Here is a 20,203-nt window from a genome sequence, read left to right as displayed (position 1 = left end):
TTGTGCCTCCAGCCTCCTATCGTCTCGTGCGCCGCGCGGGTCCCGCGCGTGCCGTCCCGCCGGTGCTCGACGAGCGGCAGCGGCGGGTCGTCGAGCATGCGGGCGGGCCGCTGCTGGTGCTGGCCGGCCCCGGGACGGGGAAGACCACCACGATCGTCGAGGCGGTGGTCGACCGCATCGAGAACCGCGGCACCGACCCCGAGCGCGTGCTGGTGCTCACGTTCGGCCGCAAGGCGGCGGGCGAGCTGCGCCAGCGGATCACCGGCCGGCTGCGCCGCACGACGCGGACGCCGCTGGCGCTGACGTTCCACGGCTACGCGTACGCGATGCTGCGCCGCGACGCCGTCCTGAACGAGGAGCCCCCGCCGCGGCTGCTGTCGGGGCCCGAGCAGCTGCTGGAGGTGCGGCGGCTCCTGGAGGGCGAGCTGGCCGACGGGGCGCGGGAGTGGCCCGAGCGGCTGCGGGCGGCGCTGGCGACGCGCGGGTTCGCCGAGGAGCTGCGCGACTTCACGCTGCGCGCGGCCGAGCGCGATCTGCTGGCGGACGATCTGGTCGCCCTCGGCCGGGCCCGGGGCCGCGACGACTGGACGGCCATCGGCCGCTTCATGGAGCGCTACGCCGACCGCTTCGCCGTGGACCCCGTCACGACCTACGACTACACCGACCTCATCCGGGTGGCGGCCGGGATGCTCATGGAGGAGGAGGTGCTGGTCCGCGAGCGCGACGCGTACGACGTGGTGTTCGTGGACGAGTACCAGGACACCGACCCGGCGCAGGAGGCCCTGCTGCGGGGCCTGGCGGGGGAGGGCCGCGACCTGGTGGTCGTGGGCGACCCGGACCAGTCGATCTACGGGTTCCGGGGCGCCGACGTGCGCGGCATCCTGGAGTTCCCGCAGCGGTTCCCGACCCTGGACGGCGACCCGGCGCCGGTGGTGGCGCTCCAGGACTGCCGCCGGATGGGGCCGGAGATCCTGGAGGCGTCCCGGCGGATCGCGCGCCGGCTGCCGGCGGGCGTGCTGGCCGCCGAGCACCGCGCCCTGCGCGCCGTCAGCGCGGCCCCGGCGGGGACCGACGCCTCCGGCGGCCCCGAGAGCGCCGAGGTCTCCGAGGAGGTGCGGGCGGTGATCGCCGACTCGGAGAGCCAGGAGTCCGCGCTGGTCGCCGACGAGCTGCGCCGCGCCCACCTGCTGGACGGCGTGCCGTGGTCGCGGATGGCGGTGCTGGTCCGCAGCGCCGTGCGGCAGGTCCCGGCGCTGCGCCGCGCGCTCGCGCAGGCGGGCGTGCCGGTGGTCGTGGCGGGCGACGAGGTGCCGCTGATCGCCGAGCCCGCCGTCCGGCCGATCCTGGTGCTGCTGCGCGCCGCGTTCAAGAAGGAGTTCCTGGACGAGCTGGTCGCCGAGGACCTGCTGACCGGCCCGCTCGGCGGCGCCGACGCGCTCGGCATGCGGCGGCTCAAGCGCGCGCTGCGCGACCTGGAGGACCTGTCGGGCGGGACCCGGTCGCTGAACGAGCTGCTCGTCGCGGCGATCGACGACCCGCGCGAGCTGCTCCTCGTCCACGAGAAGGTGCGGGCCCCGGCCGAGCGGGTCGCGCGGCTCGTCCAGGTCGCGAGGGAGACGCAGGCCAGGGGCGGCACCGCCGAGGACGTCCTGTGGGACGTGTGGCGCGAGAGCGGCCAGGCCGAGGCGCTGCTGGAGCAGAGCGTCCGGGGCGGGGCGCGCGGCGCGTCCGCCGACCGCGACCTGGACGCGGTGGTCGCGCTGTTCGACCATGCCGCGCGGTTCGTCGACCGGCTGCCGCAGGCGGGACCGGAGCTGTTCGTCGACACGATCTCCTCCCAGGAGATCGCCGGGGACACGCTCGCCGACAAGGCGCCGCAGGGCGAGGCGGTGCGGATCCTGACCGCGCACCGGTCCAAGGGCCTGGAGTGGGACGTGGTCGTCGTCGCGGGCGTCCAGGAGGGCGTGTGGCCCGACCTGCGGCTGCGCGGCTCGCTGCTCGGCGTGGAGGAGCTGGTCGAGCTGGCGGCGGGCAGCGAGCTGGAGCGCGAGCCGCACCCGGCCGACGCCCGCCCGCCGGCCGGTGCCGCCGTCGCCGCGGGCGCGTCCATGGCGGCGAAGATGATGGACGAGGAACGCCGCCTCTTCTACGTCGCCGTCACCCGCGCCCGGCGCCGCCTCGTCGTCACGGCGGTCGGCGGCGACGACGCGGAGGAGCGCCCGTCCCGGTTCCTGAACGAGCTGCTGCCCGGCGCGATCGAGCAGTCCCAGCTGGACGAGAAGACCCGCTGGCTGTCGCTGCCCGCGCTGGTCGCCGACCTGCGCTCGGTGGTCGCCGACCCGTCCCGGCCGGAGCCGATGCGCCGCGCCGCCGCCGGCCACCTGGCCCGGCTCGCCCGCGCCGGAGTGCGCGGCGCCCGCCCGGAGAACTGGTACGCGATCACCGCGCTGTCCGACGCGGGCCCCGCGTTCGCCGAGGACGAGCAGATCACGATCTCGCCGTCCCAGGTGGAGGCGTTCACCACCTGCGGGCTGCGCTGGCTGCTGGCCTCGGCGGTGGGCGCGCAGGAGGGCGGCCCCAACGAGTTCAGCACGATGGGCAAGGTCGTCCACGCGGTGGCCGAGATGGCCGGCGCCGACGACGGCATCGACGAGGTCGACCTCGCCAAGCGGCTCGACGACGTGTGGAGCGACCTGGAGTTCCGCTCCTCCTGGTACTCGGAGAAGCAGCGCGAGCAGGCCGCGCGGATGGTCGACAAGTTCCTCGGCTGGCACCGCGACAACCCCAACGACGTCGTGGCGCTGGAGGAGTCGTTCAAGGTCGACCTCGGCCGGGTCGTCATCAAGGGCCGCATCGATCGCGCCGAGCGGGACGCCGACGGCCGCGCCGTCATCATCGACATCAAGACCTCCACGACGGCCGTGCCGAAGGACGACCTGGCCCGCCACCCGCAGCTCGGCGTCTACCAGTACGCGGTGATGCTGGGCGCGTTCGAGCGGCACGGCCTGATCGAGCCGGGCGGCGCCAAGCTGATCCAGGTCGGCAAGGCCGCGTTCACCGCGAAGGCGCGCGAGCAGGAGCAGCCGCCGCCCGCCGACGACCCCGATCCCGAGTGGCCCAAGAAGCTGGTCGAGATCGTCGCGACCGGGATGGCCGGGGAGGTCTTCCAGGCCCGGGCCAATGACAAGTGTCGGACCTGCCCCGTACGGTCCTGCTGCCCGGTCCATGACGAGGGGGGCCAGGTAGGGCCGTGACAGTCCGGTCTTCACGAGCTGCGCGGGAGGGCGGTTGATCACTCCGGCGGAGCTGGCCCGGCTGCTGGAGATCCCCGAGCCGACCGGGGAGCAGGCCCGGGTGATCGAGGCGCCGCTGGCGCCGATGGCAGTGATCGCGGGCGCCGGGTCGGGCAAGAGCGAGACGATGGCCGCCCGGGTCGTGTGGCTCGTCGCGAACGGGTTCGTCCGGCCCGAGCGCGTCCTCGGCCTGACCTTCACCCGCAAGGCGGCGGCCGAGCTGGGCGCGCGGGTGCGCAAGCGGCTCGACCGGCTGCGCGAGGTGCTGCCGGACGACGAGCTGGCGCGGCTGGGCGGCGAGTCGCTGTTCGACGGCGAGCCGATGGTGTCGACGTACCACTCGTACGCCGCGCGCCTCTTCGGCGACCACGCCCTGCGCGAGGCGCTGGAGCCGACGATGCGGCTGATCTCCCCGGCGGTCGCCTGGCAGATCTGCTCCCGCGTCGTGGACGCCTACGACGGCCCGATGGACCGCATCGACTGGCAGCCGGACACCGTCACCAAGGCCGTCATGGAACTGGCCGGCGACCTGTCCGAGCACCTGCGGACCGGCGACGACGTCCGCAAGGTCGGTGCCTGGCTGGACGAGCGGTTCGCGGCCGTGAAGAAGCCGCTGAAGGCGCAGCGCGACATCCTCGCCAAGCACGCCGTCCGCGAGCAGCTCATGCCGCTGGTCGAGGCGTACCACCGCGCCAAGGCGGGCCGCGAGGTGATCGACCACGGCGACCAGATGGCGCTGGCCGCCCGGATCGCGTACAGGCACCCCGAGGTCGGGATGATCGAGCGGTCGCGCTTCTCGGTCGTCCTCCTGGACGAGTACCAGGACACCAGCCAGGCGCAGCTCGTCCTGCTGCGGTCGCTGTTCGCCGGCGGCCACCCGGTGACCGCGGTCGGCGACCCCTGCCAGTCCATCTACGGCTGGCGCGGCGCGAGCGCGGGCAACCTGCTGCGCTTCGCGTACGACTTCCCGCTGCACGCGCCCGTCGCCGGGCGGCGGCCCGACCCCGCGCCCGTCGTCCAGCTCAGCAAGAGCTTCCGGAACGGCGAGCGCATCCTGGACGCGGCCGCGAAGGTCCAGGACGAGCTGCGCAAGGACACCGCCGCCGTACCGCGGCTGACCCCCGGCGCCGGGCGCGAGAAGCGCGGCCGGGTCGAGTGCGCGCTGTTCGAGACCGTCGAGGAGGAGGCCGACCGGATCGCCGCCCGCATCCAGCGGGAGCTGGCCGGCGACCCCGCGACCGCCCCGGACGGCGGCGCCTGGCTCGGCGACGAGCCGCTCCAGTACGGCGACATCGCGGTGCTGGCGCGCAAGCGGTCCCAGTTCCCGCTGATCCGCAAGGCGCTCGAGACGCGCGGCATCCCCGTCGAGGTCGTCGGGCTGGGCGGGCTGCTGACCGTCCCCGAGGTGCAGGACGTCGTCGCCACGCTGCGCGTCATGCACGACCCGTCCGCCGGGGCGTCGCTGGCCCGGCTCCTGACCGGCCCGCGCTGGCGGCTCGGCCCCCGCGACCTGGTGGCGCTCGGCCGCCGCGCCCGCTCCCTCGCCCAGGAGGCCGCCCGCGACGTCACCCCGCCCGAGAACGCCGCCGCGCCCGCCGCCGGCGAGGCCGCGGAGGCGCCCGGCGACGACCCGCTGCGCCAGCTCGTCAGCGAACTCAACCAGGAGACCGGCAGCCTCGTCGACGCGCTCGACGACCTCGGCCCGGCGAGCGCGTTCAGCCCCGAGGGGTACGGCCGCCTCCGCCGCCTCCGCGACGAGCTGCGCCAGCTCCGCTCCCAGGTCGGCCTGCCGCTGCCCGACCTGGTGAACGAGGTGGAGCGCGCCCTCGGCCTCGACATCGAGGTCGCCGCCCGGTCCGGGCTCGACCCGGTCACCGCGCGCGCCGACCTCGACGCCTTCGTCGACGCCGCCGCCACGTTCGCGGGCGACGCCGAGGACCCGACGCTCGGCGCGTTCCTGGCCTACCTCAAGGCCGCCGAGAGCGAGGAGTTCGGGCTGGAGGCGGGCCGGGTCGGCGAGACCAACAGCGTCAAGCTCCTCACCGTCCACGCCTCCAAGGGCCTCGAATGGCCCGTCGTGATCGTCCCCGGGCTCTCGTACACCCCGATGAAGAGCGGCGGCCCGGCCAAGGGCTCGATCTTCCCGTCGCCGCCGCAGAACGCCACCCGCTGGACGGCCAACCCGCGCGTCCTGCCGTTCATGCTCCGCGGCGACCGTGCCGACCTGCCCGACCTGAAGGGCCTGGAGAAGGACGACCTCACCGCCTTCGACGCCGCCTGCGCCGAACGGGACCTGCGCGAGGAGCGCCGCCTCGCGTACGTCGCCGTGACCCGCGCGTCCAGCCTGCTGATCGCCACCGGCTACTGGTGGGGCGCGTCCGGCCGGCCGCTCGGCCCGTCCCCGTTCCTGGAGGAGGTCCGCCAGGTCTGCCTGGACGGCGCCGGCTCCGTCGCGGTCTGGGCCGACCCGCCCGGCGAGGACGAGTCCAACCCGCTCCTCGCCGCGCAGGAGGCCGCCGAATGGCCCGCCGAGCAGGGCGCCCGCGGCGACGCCGCGTCCCGCGCGCGGTACGAGGCGATCGTCGAGGGCGCCCGCATGGTCGAGGACGCCATGCTCGGCCGCACCCGCCCCTGGGCCGGCGACGCGGGCCTGACCGCCGCCGACCGGGGCCGCATGTCCGCCTGGGCCCGCGACGTCGAACTCCTCCTCGCCGAACGCGACCGCGGCCGCGGCGGCGACGGCCTCCAGGTCGAGCTGCCCGCCCACCTGTCGGTCTCCTCGCTGGTCTCCCTCGCCCGCGACCCCGCCGCGCTCGCCCGGCAGATCCGCCGCCCCATGCCGCGCCCGCCCGCCCCGTACGCGCGGCGCGGCACCGAGTTCCACGCCTGGCTGGAGAGCCGCTGGGGCCAGCAGCGGCTGCTGGACCCCGACGAGCTTCCCGGCGCCGCCGACGAGGACGCCGCCGACGCCGACTTCGCCGATCTCCGCGACAGCTTCGAGGCGTCCGAATGGGCCGCCCGCGAGCCGCTCGACATCGAGGTCCCGTTCGAGACGATCATCGGTGACCGGCTGGTCCGCGGCCGGATGGACGCCGTCTTCCGCGCCGGCGACGGCCGCTACGAGGTCGTCGACTGGAAGACCGGCCGCCCGCCCTCCGGCGACGAGGCGCGCTTCGCGTCCGTCCAGCTCGCCGCGTACCGGCTTGCCTGGGCCGAGCTGATGGACGTCCCGGTCGACCAGGTCAGCGCCGCCTTCCACTACGTGCGCGCCAACGTGACCGTCCGCCCCGCCGACCTCCTGGACGCCGCCGGCCTGACCGCGCTCCTGGAGTCGGTCCCCGCCGTCTGACACGGTTCGCACCGGCTCTGGTCACACTGCGTGCTTTCGGGGATGATGCCCCCAAGTACCCCGGCGTGAGCGGAGGGCCAGTTGACGGTGGCGGCGCATGACGAGCGGATCGTACGGGAGTTCTCCAAGCAGGCGGCGGGGTTCGGCGACCCGGCGCTGAACGCGGGGCTCACCCGCCATCTCGACCGGCTCGTCCGGTTCATGGCGTCCGAGCTGGACCCGGAGGACGTCGTCCTGGAGGTCGCCGCCGGCACCGCCCTGGTCTCGCGCGCGATCGCCCGCCGCGTCCGCCATGTCACGGCGCTGGACCTGACCCCCGCCATGCTCGCGCAGGGCAAGCGCGAGGCCGACCACGACGCGATCACGAACGTGACGTTCACCCGCGGCGACGCCGCCGACCTGCCGTACGCCGACCGCTCGTTCACCCTGGTCGTCACCCGGTTCTCGCTGCACCAGGTCGCCGACCCGGCGGCCGTCGTCCGGGAGATGGCGCGGGTCAGCCGCCCCGGCGCGGCGCTGGTCGTCGCCGACCTCGTCCACCCGGAGACCGGATCGGGCGACCCCGACCGCGTCGAGCGCCTGCGGGACCCGTCCCACAACGCGATGCTCACCGAGTCGGGGATCGCCGACCTGCTCACCGGAACGGGCGCCGAGGTCAAGGAGACCGACCGCTTCGACTACGTCCGCCCCCTGGAGCCGTGGCTGGAACTCGCCCACACCGACCCGGACGCCGCCGCCCGCATCCGCCGGGAACTCGCCGACGAGGTCGCCGGCGGCCCCGCCACCGGCATGCGCCCGACCGTCGTGGACGGCGACCTGCACTTCACGCAGACTTACGCGTTCCTCCTGGCCCACGCCGCCTGACGGGCCCCGCGAACTTCGAGCAAACGTTCGACGTGAGTCGCTCGTGTGTTCTATGTTGTCCGCCATGACTTCCCCTGCTGCGCGCCTGGACCGCGAGCCCGCCGCGCTGGCGATGCGGATCGGCGTGGTGGCCGCCGAGGCCGCGCTCGCCACCTTCGCCCGCAACCTCGACCTCGACGAGCTGGACGAGTTCGAGGACGGCGAGGTCGACTTCCGCGGCGCCATCGGCCCCGCCGAGTGGCCGCTGTTCTCGCTGGTCATCGACACGCTGGCGGAGGCGGTCCCGGGCGACGAGCGGTCGCTGGACGAGCGCCGCGTGGAGGCGCTGAACGACCTCGCCCGCATCTGCATGGCGGCCAAGCGGAAGGCGCGGCCCGCCGCCTAGCGCTCAGCGGGTGTCGAGGGCCTTGGAGCGGACCTTGCCGGTGCTGGTGCGGGGGAGCTCGTCGACGAAGTGGACGTCGCGGGGGACCTTGAAGCGGGCCAGGTGCTCCTTCACGTGGGCCTTGAGGCCGTCCTCGGTGACGTCCGAGCCGGGGGCGCGGACGACGAAGGCGGCGAGGCGCTGGCCGAACGACTCGTCGTCGACGCCGGTGACCGAGACCTCCGCGACGTCCGGGTGGGCGCCGAGCAGGTTCTCGACCTCGGCCGGGAAGACGTTCTCGCCGCCGGAGACGATCATGTCGTCGGCGCGGCCGTCGATGAACAGCCGGCCCGCCTCGTCGAAGTGGCCCAGGTCGCCGGTGGCGAGGAGGCCGTCGTGCCCCTCCTTGCCGCCGCCTCCGGTGTAGCCGGCGAAGCGCAGGCCGCCGCCGGTGTGGATCTCGCCGACCAGGCCGGCGGGCAGCTCGCGGCCGTCCTCGTCCAGGATCTTGACGGTGAGGCGGAAGGACGGCCTGCCGGCGGTCCCGGGCGCCGCGCGGAGGTCCTCGGGGGTCGCGATGGTCGCCCAGCCGGTCTCGGTGGCGCCGTACACGTTGACGAGCACGTCGCCGAACGCGTCCATGAACGCCTCGGACAGGTGCGGGTGCAGCGCCGATCCGCCGCACACGACCGCGCGCAGGGACGCGGGGCGCGGGCCGTCCGGGACGTCCAGGATGCGCTGGAGCATGACGGGCACCGCGACGAGCGTCTCGGCGCGGTGCTCCTCGATCGCCGCCAGGACGGCCTTCGGGTCGAAGTGGCGGGACAGCACCAGCGGCGTCCCCATGCCGAGCCCCACGGACAGGTAGGCGAAGCCGAGCACGTGGAACAGCGGCGGCGCGATCACCAGCGGCGCGCCGGACCGTACGGGGACGCGCATCAGGTGGCTGAGGGCGGCGGGGAGGAGCGCGCCGAGGCCGATGTCGTGCCGGGCGCCCTTGGGGGTGCCGGTGGTGCCCGACGTCATGATGACGACCCTGCTGGTGCGCTCCGGGCGTCCCGGGCCGGGCCCGGCCGCCGCGCGGAGGCCGTCGATCGTCTCGTGCGCGCCGGCGGTGTCGTGCCAGGCGTGGACGCGGTCGCCGGTGTACGCGGAGTCGTCCACGACCCGGTCGAACTCCTGGTCGTGGACCAGCAGCCCGATGCCCTCGCGTTCCGCGACCTCGCCGAGCTGCGGGGCGGAGAAGTCGGTGTTCAGCAGGACGACGTCGTTCCCGAGACGGGACGCCGCCAGGACCGCCTCGACGAAGCCGCCGTGATTGCGGCACAGCACGCCGATCCTGTCCTCGCCACCGATCCGGTCGCGCAGCGCGGCGGCGAGGGCGGACGCGCGGCGTTCCAGCTCGCCGTACGTGAGCGTCCCGCGCTCGTCGATGACCGCCGTGCGGTCGGGGAAGCGCAGCGCGGCCATCGCCCCGACGGTCGCGGGCACGGGGCCGTACCGGAGGTACTGGAGCGGCATCCGGACGGCACGGTCCGGCCGCACGGGCCGCAGCGCGCCGGTGTCCCACACCGCGCGCGAGATCGTTCGCATCCGGTGGAGCAGCGGCACGGCGCGTCCTCTCGCTCGGGGGTCGGTTCAGGGCCGTACCCGGCCGCGGTCGCGATATGCCGGTTAAGATCCCGGCATGCCCGGATTCCAGGTGGGCCCCGAGACCCGGGCCAACGCGAGCCGGCTGGTCGCGGCGGGCCGGCAGATCGACGCGATCAAGCTGGTGCGCGACGCGACCCGGCTCAGCCTCAAGGACGCCAAGGAGTACGTCGACGGGCTGCTGCTGGAGGCCCTCGCCCGGACGATCCCGCCGGACGTGGACGAGCACGCCCGGCGGCTGGTCGCGGGCGGCCGCCGCGGCGAGGCGGTGAAGACCCTGCGCGCCGGTGGCGGGCTCGGGCGCGCGCACGCCAAGCAGTACGTCGAGGCGGTGCGCGCGGGCTGGGACCCGCGGGGCGGGGCGCCCGTGCCGCCGGGACCGGCCTACCCGGCGGGGGCCGTTCCTCCGGCGGGAACGGGCGTGCCGAGCCTGCAGAAGGGCCGGGCGCCGCTGTCGGAGCGCGTGCGCGCGTTCGAGATGGCCGGCGACCACGCCTCGGCGGTCGCCCTCGTCCAGGCGGAGACCGGCATGTCCCGCGACGAGGCGGAACGCTTCGTCGCCGCGCTCGACTGAGTTCAGCGGGGCGGGGCCCCGATGTGGAGCAGGGGGACGAGGTAGGTGCGGGCGAAGGCGCGCAGGTCGTCCTCGGTGTCCAGCGGTACGCAGCCGTGCGGGGCGAGGTAGAACGACATCGCCAGCCGGACCATGATCTCGGCGGCGGCGTCGGGCGCCGCGACGGCCGGCGGGCCGGGGGAGCGGCGGAACTGCTCGGCGAGGAAGTCCCGGATGAACGTCAGCACGAACCGGGAGTCGGTGGTCAGGTAGGGCAGGATCAGCTCCGGCTCGGCGTCGATCAGCCGGGTCAGCAGCCGGTTGGCGCGGGCCTGGGTGACGCCGGTGACGAATCCTTCGACCAGCCGGTCCTCGATGGTGGGCTGGTGCTCGGCGGCCCGCACCATCGCGACCATGGCGCGCCGTGCCTCGCGCAGCGAGACGGCGCGCATGAGTTCGAGCTTGTTGCCGAACCGGCGGTAGACGGTGGCGCGGCCGAGGCCGGCGCGGCGGGCGACGTTGTCGACGGTGGTCCGGCGGAGCCCGTAGGCGCCGAACTCCTCCAGCGCGGCGTCGAGGATCCGCGTCGTGAGTTCCCCGGTGTCCTCGTCCTCGGCGGGGAGCAGGTCTTCGGATGGCGCCATGTCGGCGCCACTATAGCCGCCGGGACGGGCTGTGGTCCGCGTCACCTTGGCCGCCCGCGCCTTGACCCGTCCGAGACAGGGAGACATATTCCTCTTTATGTATCTCGGTGTTGCAGGTGACGGATGACCTCCCCGACGCTCCCTCCCGAACTGGCCGAGTTCGACCTGTCGGAGCTGTCCTTCTGGACGCGCCCCGAATCCGACCGGCTGCGGGCCTACGCGCGGATGCGGGCCATGGAGCGGCCGCCCGTCATCCCGATCAAGAAGCTCCCGTTCACCCGGTCCAAGCCGGGCTTCCACGCGATCACCCGGCACGCGGACGTGACCGAGGCCAGCCGCACGCCCGAGCTGTTCAGCAGCGAGCCCACGACGAACTCCCTGTTCGAGATGCCCGCCTGGGCCGCCCGCTTCTTCGGCTCGATGATCAACATGGACGACCCCCGGCACGCCCAGATCCGCCGCGTCGTCTCCCGCGCGTTCAGCCCCCGGGTCCTGGAGCGCGCCGAGGAGAACGTCCGGCGGCGCACCGCCCGGATCGTCGACGAGATGATCGCCGAGGGCCCGCGGGACTTCGTCGCGCAGGCCGCCGCCCGGCTCCCGGTCGAGGTCATCTGCGACCTGATGGGGATCCCCGAGCGCCACCACGACCTGGTCCTGCGGCGCACCAACGAGATCCTCGGCTACACCGACCCCGAGTACAACGGCGCCAAGGCCGACGAGCGCTTCTTCACCGGCACCCCGCGCCGTACCGACGTCCTGCGCGCCTCCGCCCGGCTCGTCCGCGCGGGCCGGGACCTGTTCCGGCTGGTCGAGCGGCTGGGCGAGGAACGCCGGCGCGACCCGGGCGACGACCTGATCTCCAAGCTGGTGACCGCCAACGCCGACGGCGAGTCGCTGACCGCGCAGGAGACCGGCTCGTTCTTCATCCTGCTGGTCACCGCCGGGAACGAGACCACCCGCAACGCCATCGCGCACGCGCTGCGCCTGTTCACCGAGTTCCCCGAGCAGCGGCGGCTGCTCATGGAGGACTTCGACGGGCGGATCGGGACCGCCGTCGAGGAGATCGTCCGGTACGCCACCCCGGTCATCCAGTTCCGCCGCAACGTCACCCGCGACTGCGAGCTGAACGGCGCCCCGCTGAAGAAGGGCGACCTCGTCGTCCTCATCTACACCGCCGCCAACCGGGACGAGGTGGTCTTCACCGACCCCGACCGGTTCGACATCCTCCGCTCACCGAACCCGCACGTCGGCTTCGGCGGCCCCGGCCCGCACTACTGCCTGGGCGCCCACCTGGCCCGCCGCGAGATCACCGTGATGCTGCGCGAGCTGTTCACCCGGCTCCCCGACATCCGGGCCGACGGCGAGCCCGACCGGCTCGTCTCGCACTTCATCAACGGCATCAAGCGGATGCCGTTCACGTTCACGCCGCCCGGCTCCCGGGACGGCGGGGAAGAGGGGACGTCATGACGGAGGCGAAGCTCGGACCCGGCTCGCTGACCTGGCGGTACTTCGGCGACACGCGGATGGCGCTGGTCGGGCCGCGCGCGGCCGTCCTGCAGAACATGCTCCCCGCGCTCGGCCAGGGCGTCCTCGACCACTCGGTGTTCTTCGACGAGACGTTCGCGCGGGTGAAGCGGTCGGCCGGGCCGATCCTCGACACCGTCTACGGCGGCGCCAAGGCGGCCGAGACCGGGCGGAAGGTCCGCGACTACCACGTGGACATCAAGGGCGAGATGCCGGACGGGACGCGCTACCACGCGCTCGACCCGGAGACCTACTACTGGGCGCACGCCACGTTCCTCGACAACATGCTGTACGGCATCGAGACGTTCATCCGCCCCCTCTGCGAGGCCGAGAAGCGGCGCGTCTACGAGGAGTCCAAGACCTGGTTCCGCATGTACGGCGTCAGCGACCGCGCCATGCCCGAGGACTGGGAGGCGTTCCAGGCGTACTGGAAGCGCATGATGGAGGAGGTCATCGAGCCGCACAAGACGGCCCGCTACGGCGTCGGCTACGTGACCAAGGGCCTGCCGCGTCCCGGGAGGGTGCCCGCGCCCGTGTGGCGCGCGCTCAGCCCGCCGCTGAACGCCGTCGCCCGCTTCATCACCGTGGGCGGCCTGCACCCGCGCATGCGCGAGCTGCTCGGCACTCCCTGGAGCGCGGCCGACGAGCGCCGCTACCGGCGCTTCGCGGCCGCCGTCCGCAGGCTGAACGCCGTCTGGCCGCTCCTGCCCGAGGCCGTCCGGTACGTGCCGCAGGCGCGCCGGGCCTTCGCCCGCGACGGCCGCCGGAGGCCGAGGTGAGCGCCGTGCCGCCGGCGACTCCAGTGACCGCCCGCGACCGGCTCGCCTGGCTGCGCGCCGCCTGGCGGGCCGGGATGCTCGCGCCGATGCCGCCCCGCACGGCGGTCGCGGTGGCGCGGGCGATGCGCGCGTACGGGCCGGTCGGCGCCGCCACGGCGGTCGGCGCCGCGCGCTTCGGCGACCGCGCCGCCGTCGCCGACGACCACGGCACGGTGAGCTACCGCGACCTGGAAGCGGGCGCGAAGGCGCTGGCCACCGCCTGGCACCGGCGCGGGATCGGGCCCGCGAGCCGCGTCGCCGTCCTGTGCCGCAATCACCGGAACCTCCTCCTGGCCGTCTCGGCGGCGGCCAGGCTCGGCGCCCGGATCATCCTCCTCAACACCGACTTCGCCGCGCCGCAGCTGCGCGCCACGGTCGAGGAGCAGGGCATCACGGTCCTCGTCCACGACGACGAGTTCGGGCCGCTGCTGGACGGCCTGACGCTTCCGGAGGGCGCGTACACCGCCTGGACGGACGGCGGCGCCTCCGACGTGGACCGGCTCGCCCGGGGCCGCGGCCTCACCCCGCCCGCCCCGCCGCGTCCCAGCACGCTGGTCATCCTCAGCAGCGGCACGTCCGGCCGGCCCAAGGGCGCCGCCCGCTCGTCGGCGCCGGGCGAGCCGCTGGCGCTGCCCGGCGGCATCCTCACCCGGATCCCGTTCCGGCGGAACGAGGCCGTCCTGGTCGCCCCGCCCCTCTTCCACGGCTGGGGGCTGACCGCCGCGACGCTCACGCTCGCGCTGGGCTCCACGCTCGTCCTGCACCGCCGCTTCGACGCCGCCCGCGCCGCCGCCGACCTGGCCGCGCACCGCTGCGCCGCCCTGGTCGCGGTGCCGACCATGCTGAGCCGCCTGATGGCCGCCGGGAACCTGGACGGCCACGACCTGTCCGCGCTGCGGATCATCGCGACCGGCGGCGGCCCGCTCGCGCCCCGCCTGGCGGACGAGGTCGCGGGCGCGTTCGGCCGGGTCCTGTACAACTTCTACGGCTCCACCGAGGCGTCCTGCATCACCATCGCCACCCCGGACGACCTGGCGGCCGCGCCCGGCTGCGCCGGCATGCCCCCGCCCGGCACCGCGGTCGCGATCCTGGACGAGGACGGCCGCCCCGTGCCGCCGGGAACGGTCGGGCGCATCCACGTGAGCAGCCCGACCCGCTTCGACGGCTACACCTCCGGCCGGGCGGTCGCCGCGGGCCTGCTGCCCATCGGCGACCTGGGCCATCTCGACGGCGCCGGCCGCCTGCACGTCGACGGCCGCGCCGACGACATGATCGTGTCCGGGGGCGAGAACGTGCATCCGGCCGAGATCGAGGAACTGCTGGCCGGCCATCCGGACATCGCCGAGGCCGCCGTCGTCGGCGTCCCCGACCCCGACTTCGGCCAGCGGCTGCGCGCCTACGTCGTCGCCACCGGTGCACTGGACGCCGACCAGGTCAGGAAGCACGTCGCCGCCAACCTGGCCCGCTACAAGGTCCCCCGCGAGGTCGTCTTCCTCCCCGAACTGCCCCGCACGACCACCGGGAAGGTGATCAAACGCGAGCTGGGTAGCTGAAGTCCGGGTGGGGGTGCATCAGGAAGTCGTGGTGGGAGATGTTCCAGGCGTAGGCGCCGGCCATGCCGAACGCGACGAGGTCGCCCGGCCGCAGGCGCGGGCACGGGATGTTCCGGGCGAGCACGTCCTTGGGCGTGCAGAGCTGCCCGACCAGGGTCGTGGGGCGGTGCTCGCCGGTGTCGCCGGTGCCCTGCGCCGCCAGCAGCGTGAACGGCTGGTCGTGCCCCTTGGTGACGGGCGTGCGCAGATGGTGGGTGCCGCCTCTCAGGACGGCGTAGTGCTCGCCATGCGTCGTCTTCACGTCGAGCACTTCGGTGACGTACCAGCCGTGGTACGCGGTGAGCGCCCGGCCCGGCTCCAGGCGGAACGTCACGCCCGGATGGGCGGGCAGGCCGGCCGCGTAGGCCTTCCAGTCGAAGAGCGACCCGGGCGCCGCGTAGTCGACGGCCATGCCGCCGCCCAGGTTGATCTCCGGGGACTCGACGCCGTTCGCCCGCAGCCAGGGGAGGGCCCAGTCCGTGATGCGGGCCGCCAGGTCGATCATGGCGGGGGCGTCCAGGCCGGAGGCCAGGTGCGCGTGGACGCCGCGCAGGGTGAGGGACGGCGCGTCCTTCAGGATGCCGGCGCAGCGGGACAGGGCCTGCTCGTCCATGCCGAACGGGCCGCTCATCCGGAGGGCGGCCCCGGCGGTGCCGAACCGCAGGTTCGCGCGGAGGAGGACGCCGGCCGGACGGCCGGCCGCGGCCAGCCGTTCCAGCTCGTAGGGGCTCTCCACGTGGACGCGTTCGGCGCCGAGGTCGAACGCCAGCGCCAGCTCCTCGTCCGTCTTCCCCGGGCCGCCGAAGGCGATGCGGGCCCCGGGCAGCGTCGCGCGGACGTGGGCCAGCTCGCCGCCCGAGGCGACCTCGACGCCGTCCACGTGGGGCTCGAGCGCGCGGAGGATCGCGGGGTCGGGGTTGGCCTTGGCGGCGTAGAAGAGCTCCGGGCCGCCGGCCAGGGCGCTCCGGACGGCCGCCACGTGGTCGCGCAGGCCGTCCAGGTCGTACACGTACGCCGGGAGGCGCTCCAGCGCGCGCATGCGGTCGCGCAGGAACCCGGGCGGGGCGCTCAACGGCCCGCGAACGGGTTGGGGACCGGCACGTACGCCGCCGCGCGGTCGGCGCTGCGGGCCCAGCGGGCGCGGAGGTTGGCCTTGGCGGGGAACGGGACGCCCGCCAGCAGCGCGCGCAGCTGGGGATGGTCGGTGCCGCAGGCGGCGAAGTGGTGCCGCACGGACGGCCAGAGGTCCGGATCGAGCTCGGGGTGCAGGTCGGCGACGGCGGCGGCGATCTCGGTGAGGTGGTTGACCAGCAGGCAGTACACGACGCGGTTCCAGGCGCGGCCGCTGTCGTAGGTGACGGCCTCGCGCACGCGCGCGGGGAGCCCGTCCAGCCGGGGCCGCCATTCGGGCGTGAGCTTGGTCCCCTCCAGGTCGCGGAACGCCGTCTCCACCGGCATGCCCTCGCCGTCCACGGCGACCAGCACGTTCTGGAGGTGCGCCTCCAGGACGATCCCGTGGTCGAGGTAGGCGGTGAGGGCGGGCCTGGCGACATGCCGTACGTAGGCGTCCCACCAGGCGAGCGCGCCTTCGGGCGTGGCGACGGCCGGAAGGGACGCGAGGGTCGTGCCGTAGGGGTCGGCGAGCGCCGCTGCCAGCAGCGGGGTCCCCTTGAGGCCCCCTATGCCCTGGCGCAGGATGACGCCGAGTCCTTCGTGCAGGCCCAGGTCGGCCAGGGCGACGCTGCGGTACGCGGGCTCCGCCAGGAACGTGCACCCGTCGAGGGCCGCGAACACCGGCCGGACGAGGCGGTCGAGGGCGACCGCGCCGGTGAGCTCGTACCAGGCGTTCTTGCGGACGCAGTTGGTGATGCGGATGTCCAGGCTGAACTTGCAGAAGACGTCGGCGGCGGGCACGTAGGCCGTCCGCACCGACGACGTCGGGACGACCTCGGGCCCGGCCGGGCCGAGGTCCTGGAGGAGGCCCGCGGCGAACGCGTGGCGCAGCACGGGGCGTTCGGCCAGCAGGGACAGCTGCCAGGGGTGGGCGGGCAGGAGCCGGTGCCCGGGAGGGGCCGCGGGGGCCAGCTCGTCCAAGGGGGCGAAGGCCGCCGGGTCCCCCTCCTCGACGAAGAGGTCCTCCCTTACGGCGAGCCATCGCGGCAGGAACCGGGACCTGGTCTCGGGCGCGTACGGCAGCCACTGGGACGGTACGCCTTGGCGCGCCTTAGGAGACGGGTGGAAGCGGTGCCCGGAGAGCAGCGACTGCTCGGACTCCACGTACCGCGCGACCGGGTCCTTGGGCGGCGCCTCCGCGACCGGGCCGGGCGGCGGCTCGCGGCGCGCCTCCAGGATCGCGGCCAGGCCGGCGCGGCTGTCGCGGACCTGGGAGAGGAACTCGGGGTTGGCCCGGCCGGTGGCCAGCTCCAGCTCGCCCGCGACCAGGTCCGCCAGCCGCTCCCAGCCGGCGGCGATCCACTCGGTGCCGCGGTGCTCCTCGATCGGCGGCGCGAGCCGGTAGGTGGGCCCGGCCGGGGGCCTGGCCAGGCCGGTGCGGAGCGTGACGCCCGCCCGGGGGAGCCGCACGACCAGCCGCCCCCCGTCCCGCCATACCTGGTGCTCGGGCGCGCAGACCTCCCTCACCAGGCAGTTGAGCAGCGCTGTGGCGGTGGCGTCGTCGGCGGTGAGAGCCGGTCGTGTCAGCAGCACGTGTCGTCCCGATCGTCCCGAGGATGGAGAAGGTGGTGGTGCCGGTGGTGGTGCCGGAAGCGGCGGTCGCGCAGGAGGTAGTTGGGCCCCGGCGGCCCGTAGTGCTTGTTGATGTCGGCGGACCCGGTGCGGGCCTTGTCGACGAGGGTCCCGGCGGTGACCATCGCCTTGCCCGGCAGCGCCGCGGCGTCCAGGGTGCGGGCGCGCAGGAACGCGTCGTCCGGGCCGAGCGCCGCGTCCAGCCGGTCCCGGATCATCGCCAGGCCGTCCCGCGCCGGCAGCAGCCCCCGCCGGGCCAGCCCGAACGCCGGCGCGGCGGCGCACAGGTGCAGGGTGATGGTGACGAAGACCCGGGCCAGCGCCTCGGGGTCGCGCGTCACCATCCGGGCGTCCTCGAACGCGCCGCGCCCCCGCAGCGGGCCCTCAGCCAGGACGAGGGTCCCGTCGTAGTCCTTGATCAGCAGCTTGAGGCCGCCGTCGCCGATGACGAGCGACACGTTCTGCTGGTGGGCCTCCAGGGCGATGCCGTACCGGAAGAGGGTGACGTTCAAGGCCAGCAGCGCGTCCAGGTAGGCGCCGAAGAGCTCCGGCACGTCCCAGCGCTCGATGACGCAACGGCCGTCGGGTGCCTCTGCCAGCAGGGCCGCCACCGGGACGATGTGCGCCCGCGCCGTCGCCGCCGGGAAGCGCCTGACCATGTACGCCAGGAGTGGGGAACCGGCGTGCCCGTAGGTCTGCTCGTCCGCGAGGAGCACGGGCAGGTGCGGTTCCCGGCGGAGCACGTCGTGCAAGAGGCGTTCGGCAAGGGCGCCGTCCGGGAGCGTGCGGGGAACGATCGTGCGCCTGTTGCGCAGGCCGAGCGTGCTGGTGGTCAGCGGCACCTTCAGATGGGTCCGCCCGTCAACGGCGACCGTCCGCATGGACAGCGTCGGGGCGACGTCCAGGAAGGGCTCCGGCAGGACCCGCATGTCCTCCAGGTGCGGAACGGTCAGCGGATGCACCGGGAAGAGCCCCTCGTCCGGCCACCACTCCGGCAGGACGCCCGCGGCCGTGACCCGTTCCGGAGGCACGGCGGCCCACCGCATCGGGAACGTGGGGGCGAACTCGGGCGCGTACCCCTTCAGCTCCGCCTCGTTCAGCCCTATACGGCACCGGCCGGTGGGGTGAACGGGATGGTCCGTGTAGGCGGCGAGCGTCTCGTAATAGGTGCCGGGGCCGCGGCGCAGCTCGTCCGGGACGCGCGCCAGCCGCCGCAGCACGCCGGGCCGGGCCGCCGCGTGCAGCCGGGCCGTGGCCAGCGTCTCCCGGCACTCCCGCTCGAAGGCGGCCACGTCGTCGCGCGGATCCGCCACCCGCCGCACCGCCGCGAGGACGTCGTCCAGGCGGAGCCCCTGGGAGGGGTCCACGACGGTGTGCGAGAGGAAGCCGGGGTCGTCCTCCAGTAAGCGGACGCTCGGGCCGCCCGGTAGCGCCAGGACGCTCCCGCCGGCGAAGCGCCGCAGGCCGCCGTAGTCCTCGCGCAGGAGGGCGTCCAAAACTCGCGCCGCCAGCGCGCCCTCGCTCACGCGATCGTCCAGGCGTGGGCGGCGCGGAAGCGGGCGATGGCGGCCTCGACCTCGCCCGCGGACGGGCCGATGGCGCGGATCGTCCCCAGGTAGTCGCGGTTGGTGCGGGTCAGCTCGATACGGTCGCCGACCGGGCGCTGCGGCCGGTACGACAGCCGGACGGGCCCGTCGTCCAGCTCGACCGCCGCGGGCGCCGCGGTGAGCACGCCGGACCGCTCCGCCATGACGGCGTCGGCCACCGCGTGCCCTCCCGGAGCGGGGACGGGCGCGGGCAGCCGCTCGCCCAGGTGGACGCGGAGGATCATGTCGAACAGGGGGACGCCGAGCAGGTCCGCCATGAGGAAGTCGCAGTGGTCGCCGATGAGGCGGTAGTTCACCTCGATCAGCCGCGCGCGCCCCTCGTGCACGACGAACTCCGTATGGCAGGCGCCGAAGCCCACGCCCAGCGCCTCCAGCTGCGCGAGCACCTGCCCGGTCTCCGGCGGGGGAGGGGCCCATTCGAGGCGTTCCTCGACGAAGTACGGCGGCGGCGACACCTTGGTGCGGAACGATCCCAGGACGCGCAGCTCGTGCCCGTCCCCGAGGGTCTCCAGCGTGTGCAGCCCGCCCGGCAGGTACTCCTCGGCCACCAGCGGGCCGGGCCGCCGCCGGCCGATCTCCGCGCGCCGCGCGGCCAGCTCGGCGGCGTCGTGGACCAGGAACACGTCCTCGCTGGCCACGCCCTCGCGCGGCTTCAGCACCAGCGGGTACGGCGCGCCGTCCGGCACCTCGGCGGCGTCGGCCGAGAAGACGGGGTCGATGCCCGCCAGATGGCGCCGCATGAGCGCCTTGTCCTTCGTCCTGGTCGCGGCCTTCCAGTCCTTCCCGGGCAGCCCGAAGTAGGATGCCGCCAGCGCGGTCGGCGCCTGGAGGAAGTCGCTGTTGGAGAACAGCGCGGCGGGTTCCCGGCCCCGGGCGGCCGACGCGGCCACGATGGCGCGGAAGTCGGTGACGTCGCAGGCCGTGATGGGGCCGTCGAAGACCTCGGCGTGCCGGTCCGGGCGGTCGGTGAGCAGCGTGACCGCCAGGCCGCGCTCGGCGGCGAGCCGGCCGGCGGCGGGCAGCAGGCCGTACGTCACCGAGTCGGTGACCTTCCCGGCCACGAGGGAGAGCGAGAGCGGGAGCGAGGCGCCCACGGCCACCTTTCCACAGTGAGGTAAGGCTTGCCTAACTCGAAGAAGTCACCATAGTGGCGGGGCCGCAGGCCCGGTGCAAGCAAGGCGCCGCGCGTGTCTCGGCGGC

General features: G+C 74.7%; 14 protein-coding genes. 8 read left to right on the top strand and 6 right to left on the bottom strand.

Translation table 11 applies throughout. The features are described 5' to 3' along the window. Positions 1-26 precede the first annotated feature (26 nt). From ACA361_RS00965 to ACA361_RS00950, 4 genes are all read left to right on the top strand, one after another. Positions 27-3,254, top strand: a complete 3,228-nt coding sequence (locus tag ACA361_RS00965) for an ATP-dependent helicase (protein WP_375009804.1) — start codon at positions 27-29, stop codon at positions 3,252-3,254. Between the two features lie 34 nt (positions 3,255-3,288). After that, entirely contained in the window at positions 3,289-6,642 is a 3,354-nt protein-coding gene (locus ACA361_RS00960; protein WP_375009803.1) for an ATP-dependent helicase, read from the top strand. A gap of 87 nt (positions 6,643-6,729) precedes the next feature. Continuing rightward, positions 6,730-7,506 (top strand): class I SAM-dependent methyltransferase, encoded by a 777-nt coding sequence (locus tag ACA361_RS00955; protein WP_375010873.1) that lies wholly within the window; start codon positions 6,730-6,732, stop codon positions 7,504-7,506. 64 nt (positions 7,507-7,570) lie between these two features. Continuing rightward, the gene (locus tag ACA361_RS00950) at positions 7,571-7,891 is read left to right on the top strand and encodes a hypothetical protein (RefSeq protein WP_375009802.1); all 321 of its coding nucleotides are present in this window, start codon (positions 7,571-7,573) and stop codon (positions 7,889-7,891) included. 3 nt (positions 7,892-7,894) lie between these two features. Here ACA361_RS00950 and ACA361_RS00945 read toward each other — a convergent pair whose 3' ends face one another. Next, positions 7,895-9,481 (bottom strand): AMP-binding protein, encoded by a 1,587-nt coding sequence (locus ACA361_RS00945; protein ID WP_375009801.1) that lies wholly within the window; start codon positions 9,479-9,481, stop codon positions 7,895-7,897. Positions 9,482-9,557: 76 nt separating this feature from the next. Between ACA361_RS00945 and ACA361_RS00940 the strand changes: the two genes are divergently transcribed. Then, complete coding sequence (locus ACA361_RS00940; protein ID WP_375009800.1) at positions 9,558-10,094, top strand: hypothetical protein; 537 nt, start codon at positions 9,558-9,560, stop codon at positions 10,092-10,094. Positions 10,095-10,096: 2 nt separating this feature from the next. Here the strand turns inward: ACA361_RS00940 and ACA361_RS00935 are convergent, their stop codons facing one another. Beyond that, entirely contained in the window at positions 10,097-10,717 is a 621-nt protein-coding gene (locus ACA361_RS00935; protein ID WP_375009799.1) for a TetR/AcrR family transcriptional regulator, read from the bottom strand. 123 nt (positions 10,718-10,840) lie between these two features. Between ACA361_RS00935 and ACA361_RS00930 the strand changes: the two genes are divergently transcribed. Genes ACA361_RS00930 through ACA361_RS00920 form a run of 3 tightly spaced genes read left to right on the top strand, consistent with a single transcriptional unit; the run spans position 10,841 to position 14,612 of the window. After that, the gene (locus tag ACA361_RS00930; RefSeq protein WP_375009798.1) at positions 10,841-12,184 is read left to right on the top strand and encodes a cytochrome P450; all 1,344 of its coding nucleotides are present in this window, start codon (positions 10,841-10,843) and stop codon (positions 12,182-12,184) included. After that, on the top strand, positions 12,181-13,020 hold the full coding sequence (locus tag ACA361_RS00925) for an oxygenase MpaB family protein (protein WP_375009797.1): 840 nt from the start codon (positions 12,181-12,183) through the stop codon (positions 13,018-13,020). Before ACA361_RS00930 ends, ACA361_RS00925 begins: the two co-directional genes overlap by 4 nt. After that, on the top strand, positions 13,017-14,612 hold the full coding sequence (locus ACA361_RS00920) for an AMP-binding protein (protein ID WP_375009796.1): 1,596 nt from the start codon (positions 13,017-13,019) through the stop codon (positions 14,610-14,612). Before ACA361_RS00925 ends, ACA361_RS00920 begins: the two co-directional genes overlap by 4 nt. Here ACA361_RS00920 and ACA361_RS00915 read toward each other — a convergent pair. The 4 genes from ACA361_RS00915 to ACA361_RS00900 are packed head-to-tail and all read right to left on the bottom strand — an operon-like array spanning position 14,590 to position 20,097. Further along, on the bottom strand, positions 14,590-15,723 hold the full coding sequence (locus ACA361_RS00915) for a type III PLP-dependent enzyme (protein WP_375009795.1): 1,134 nt from the start codon (positions 15,721-15,723) through the stop codon (positions 14,590-14,592). The genes ACA361_RS00920 and ACA361_RS00915 overlap by 23 nt on opposite strands. Continuing rightward, positions 15,720-17,357: an IucA/IucC family protein gene (locus ACA361_RS00910; RefSeq protein ID WP_375009794.1), complete on the bottom strand. Its 1,638-nt coding sequence runs from the start codon at positions 17,355-17,357 to the stop codon at positions 15,720-15,722. The genes ACA361_RS00915 and ACA361_RS00910 overlap by 4 nt, the downstream gene beginning before the upstream one ends. After that, positions 17,348-18,922 (bottom strand): IucA/IucC family protein, encoded by a 1,575-nt coding sequence (locus tag ACA361_RS00905; protein ID WP_375009793.1) that lies wholly within the window; start codon positions 18,920-18,922, stop codon positions 17,348-17,350. The genes ACA361_RS00910 and ACA361_RS00905 overlap by 10 nt, the downstream gene beginning before the upstream one ends. Continuing rightward, on the bottom strand, positions 18,919-20,097 hold the full coding sequence (locus ACA361_RS00900; protein ID WP_375009792.1) for a siderophore biosynthesis protein: 1,179 nt from the start codon (positions 20,095-20,097) through the stop codon (positions 18,919-18,921). Before ACA361_RS00900 ends, ACA361_RS00905 begins: the two co-directional genes overlap by 4 nt. Positions 20,098-20,203: the final 106 nt, after the last annotated feature.

Source organism: Actinomadura sp. 21ATH (assembly GCF_041951345.1).
In the GTDB taxonomy this organism is placed as follows: Bacteria; Actinomycetota; Actinomycetes; order Streptosporangiales; family Streptosporangiaceae; genus Spirillospora.
Note: the sequence above shows the minus strand (reverse complement) of the source record. Positions and strands in the feature narration are given on the sequence as shown.

Coding starts and splice junctions, on each gene's coding strand:
- ACA361_RS00950 (WP_375009802.1), top strand. CDS start 7,571: ATGACTTCCCCTGCTGCGCGCCTGGACCGCGAGCCCGCCGCGCTGGCG.
- ACA361_RS00940 (WP_375009800.1), top strand. CDS start 9,558: ATGCCCGGATTCCAGGTGGGCCCCGAGACCCGGGCCAACGCGAGCCGG.
- ACA361_RS00935 (WP_375009799.1), bottom strand. CDS start 10,717: ATGGCGCCATCCGAAGACCTGCTCCCCGCCGAGGACGAGGACACCGGG.
- ACA361_RS00930 (WP_375009798.1), top strand. CDS start 10,841: ATGACCTCCCCGACGCTCCCTCCCGAACTGGCCGAGTTCGACCTGTCG.
- ACA361_RS00925 (WP_375009797.1), top strand. CDS start 12,181: ATGACGGAGGCGAAGCTCGGACCCGGCTCGCTGACCTGGCGGTACTTC.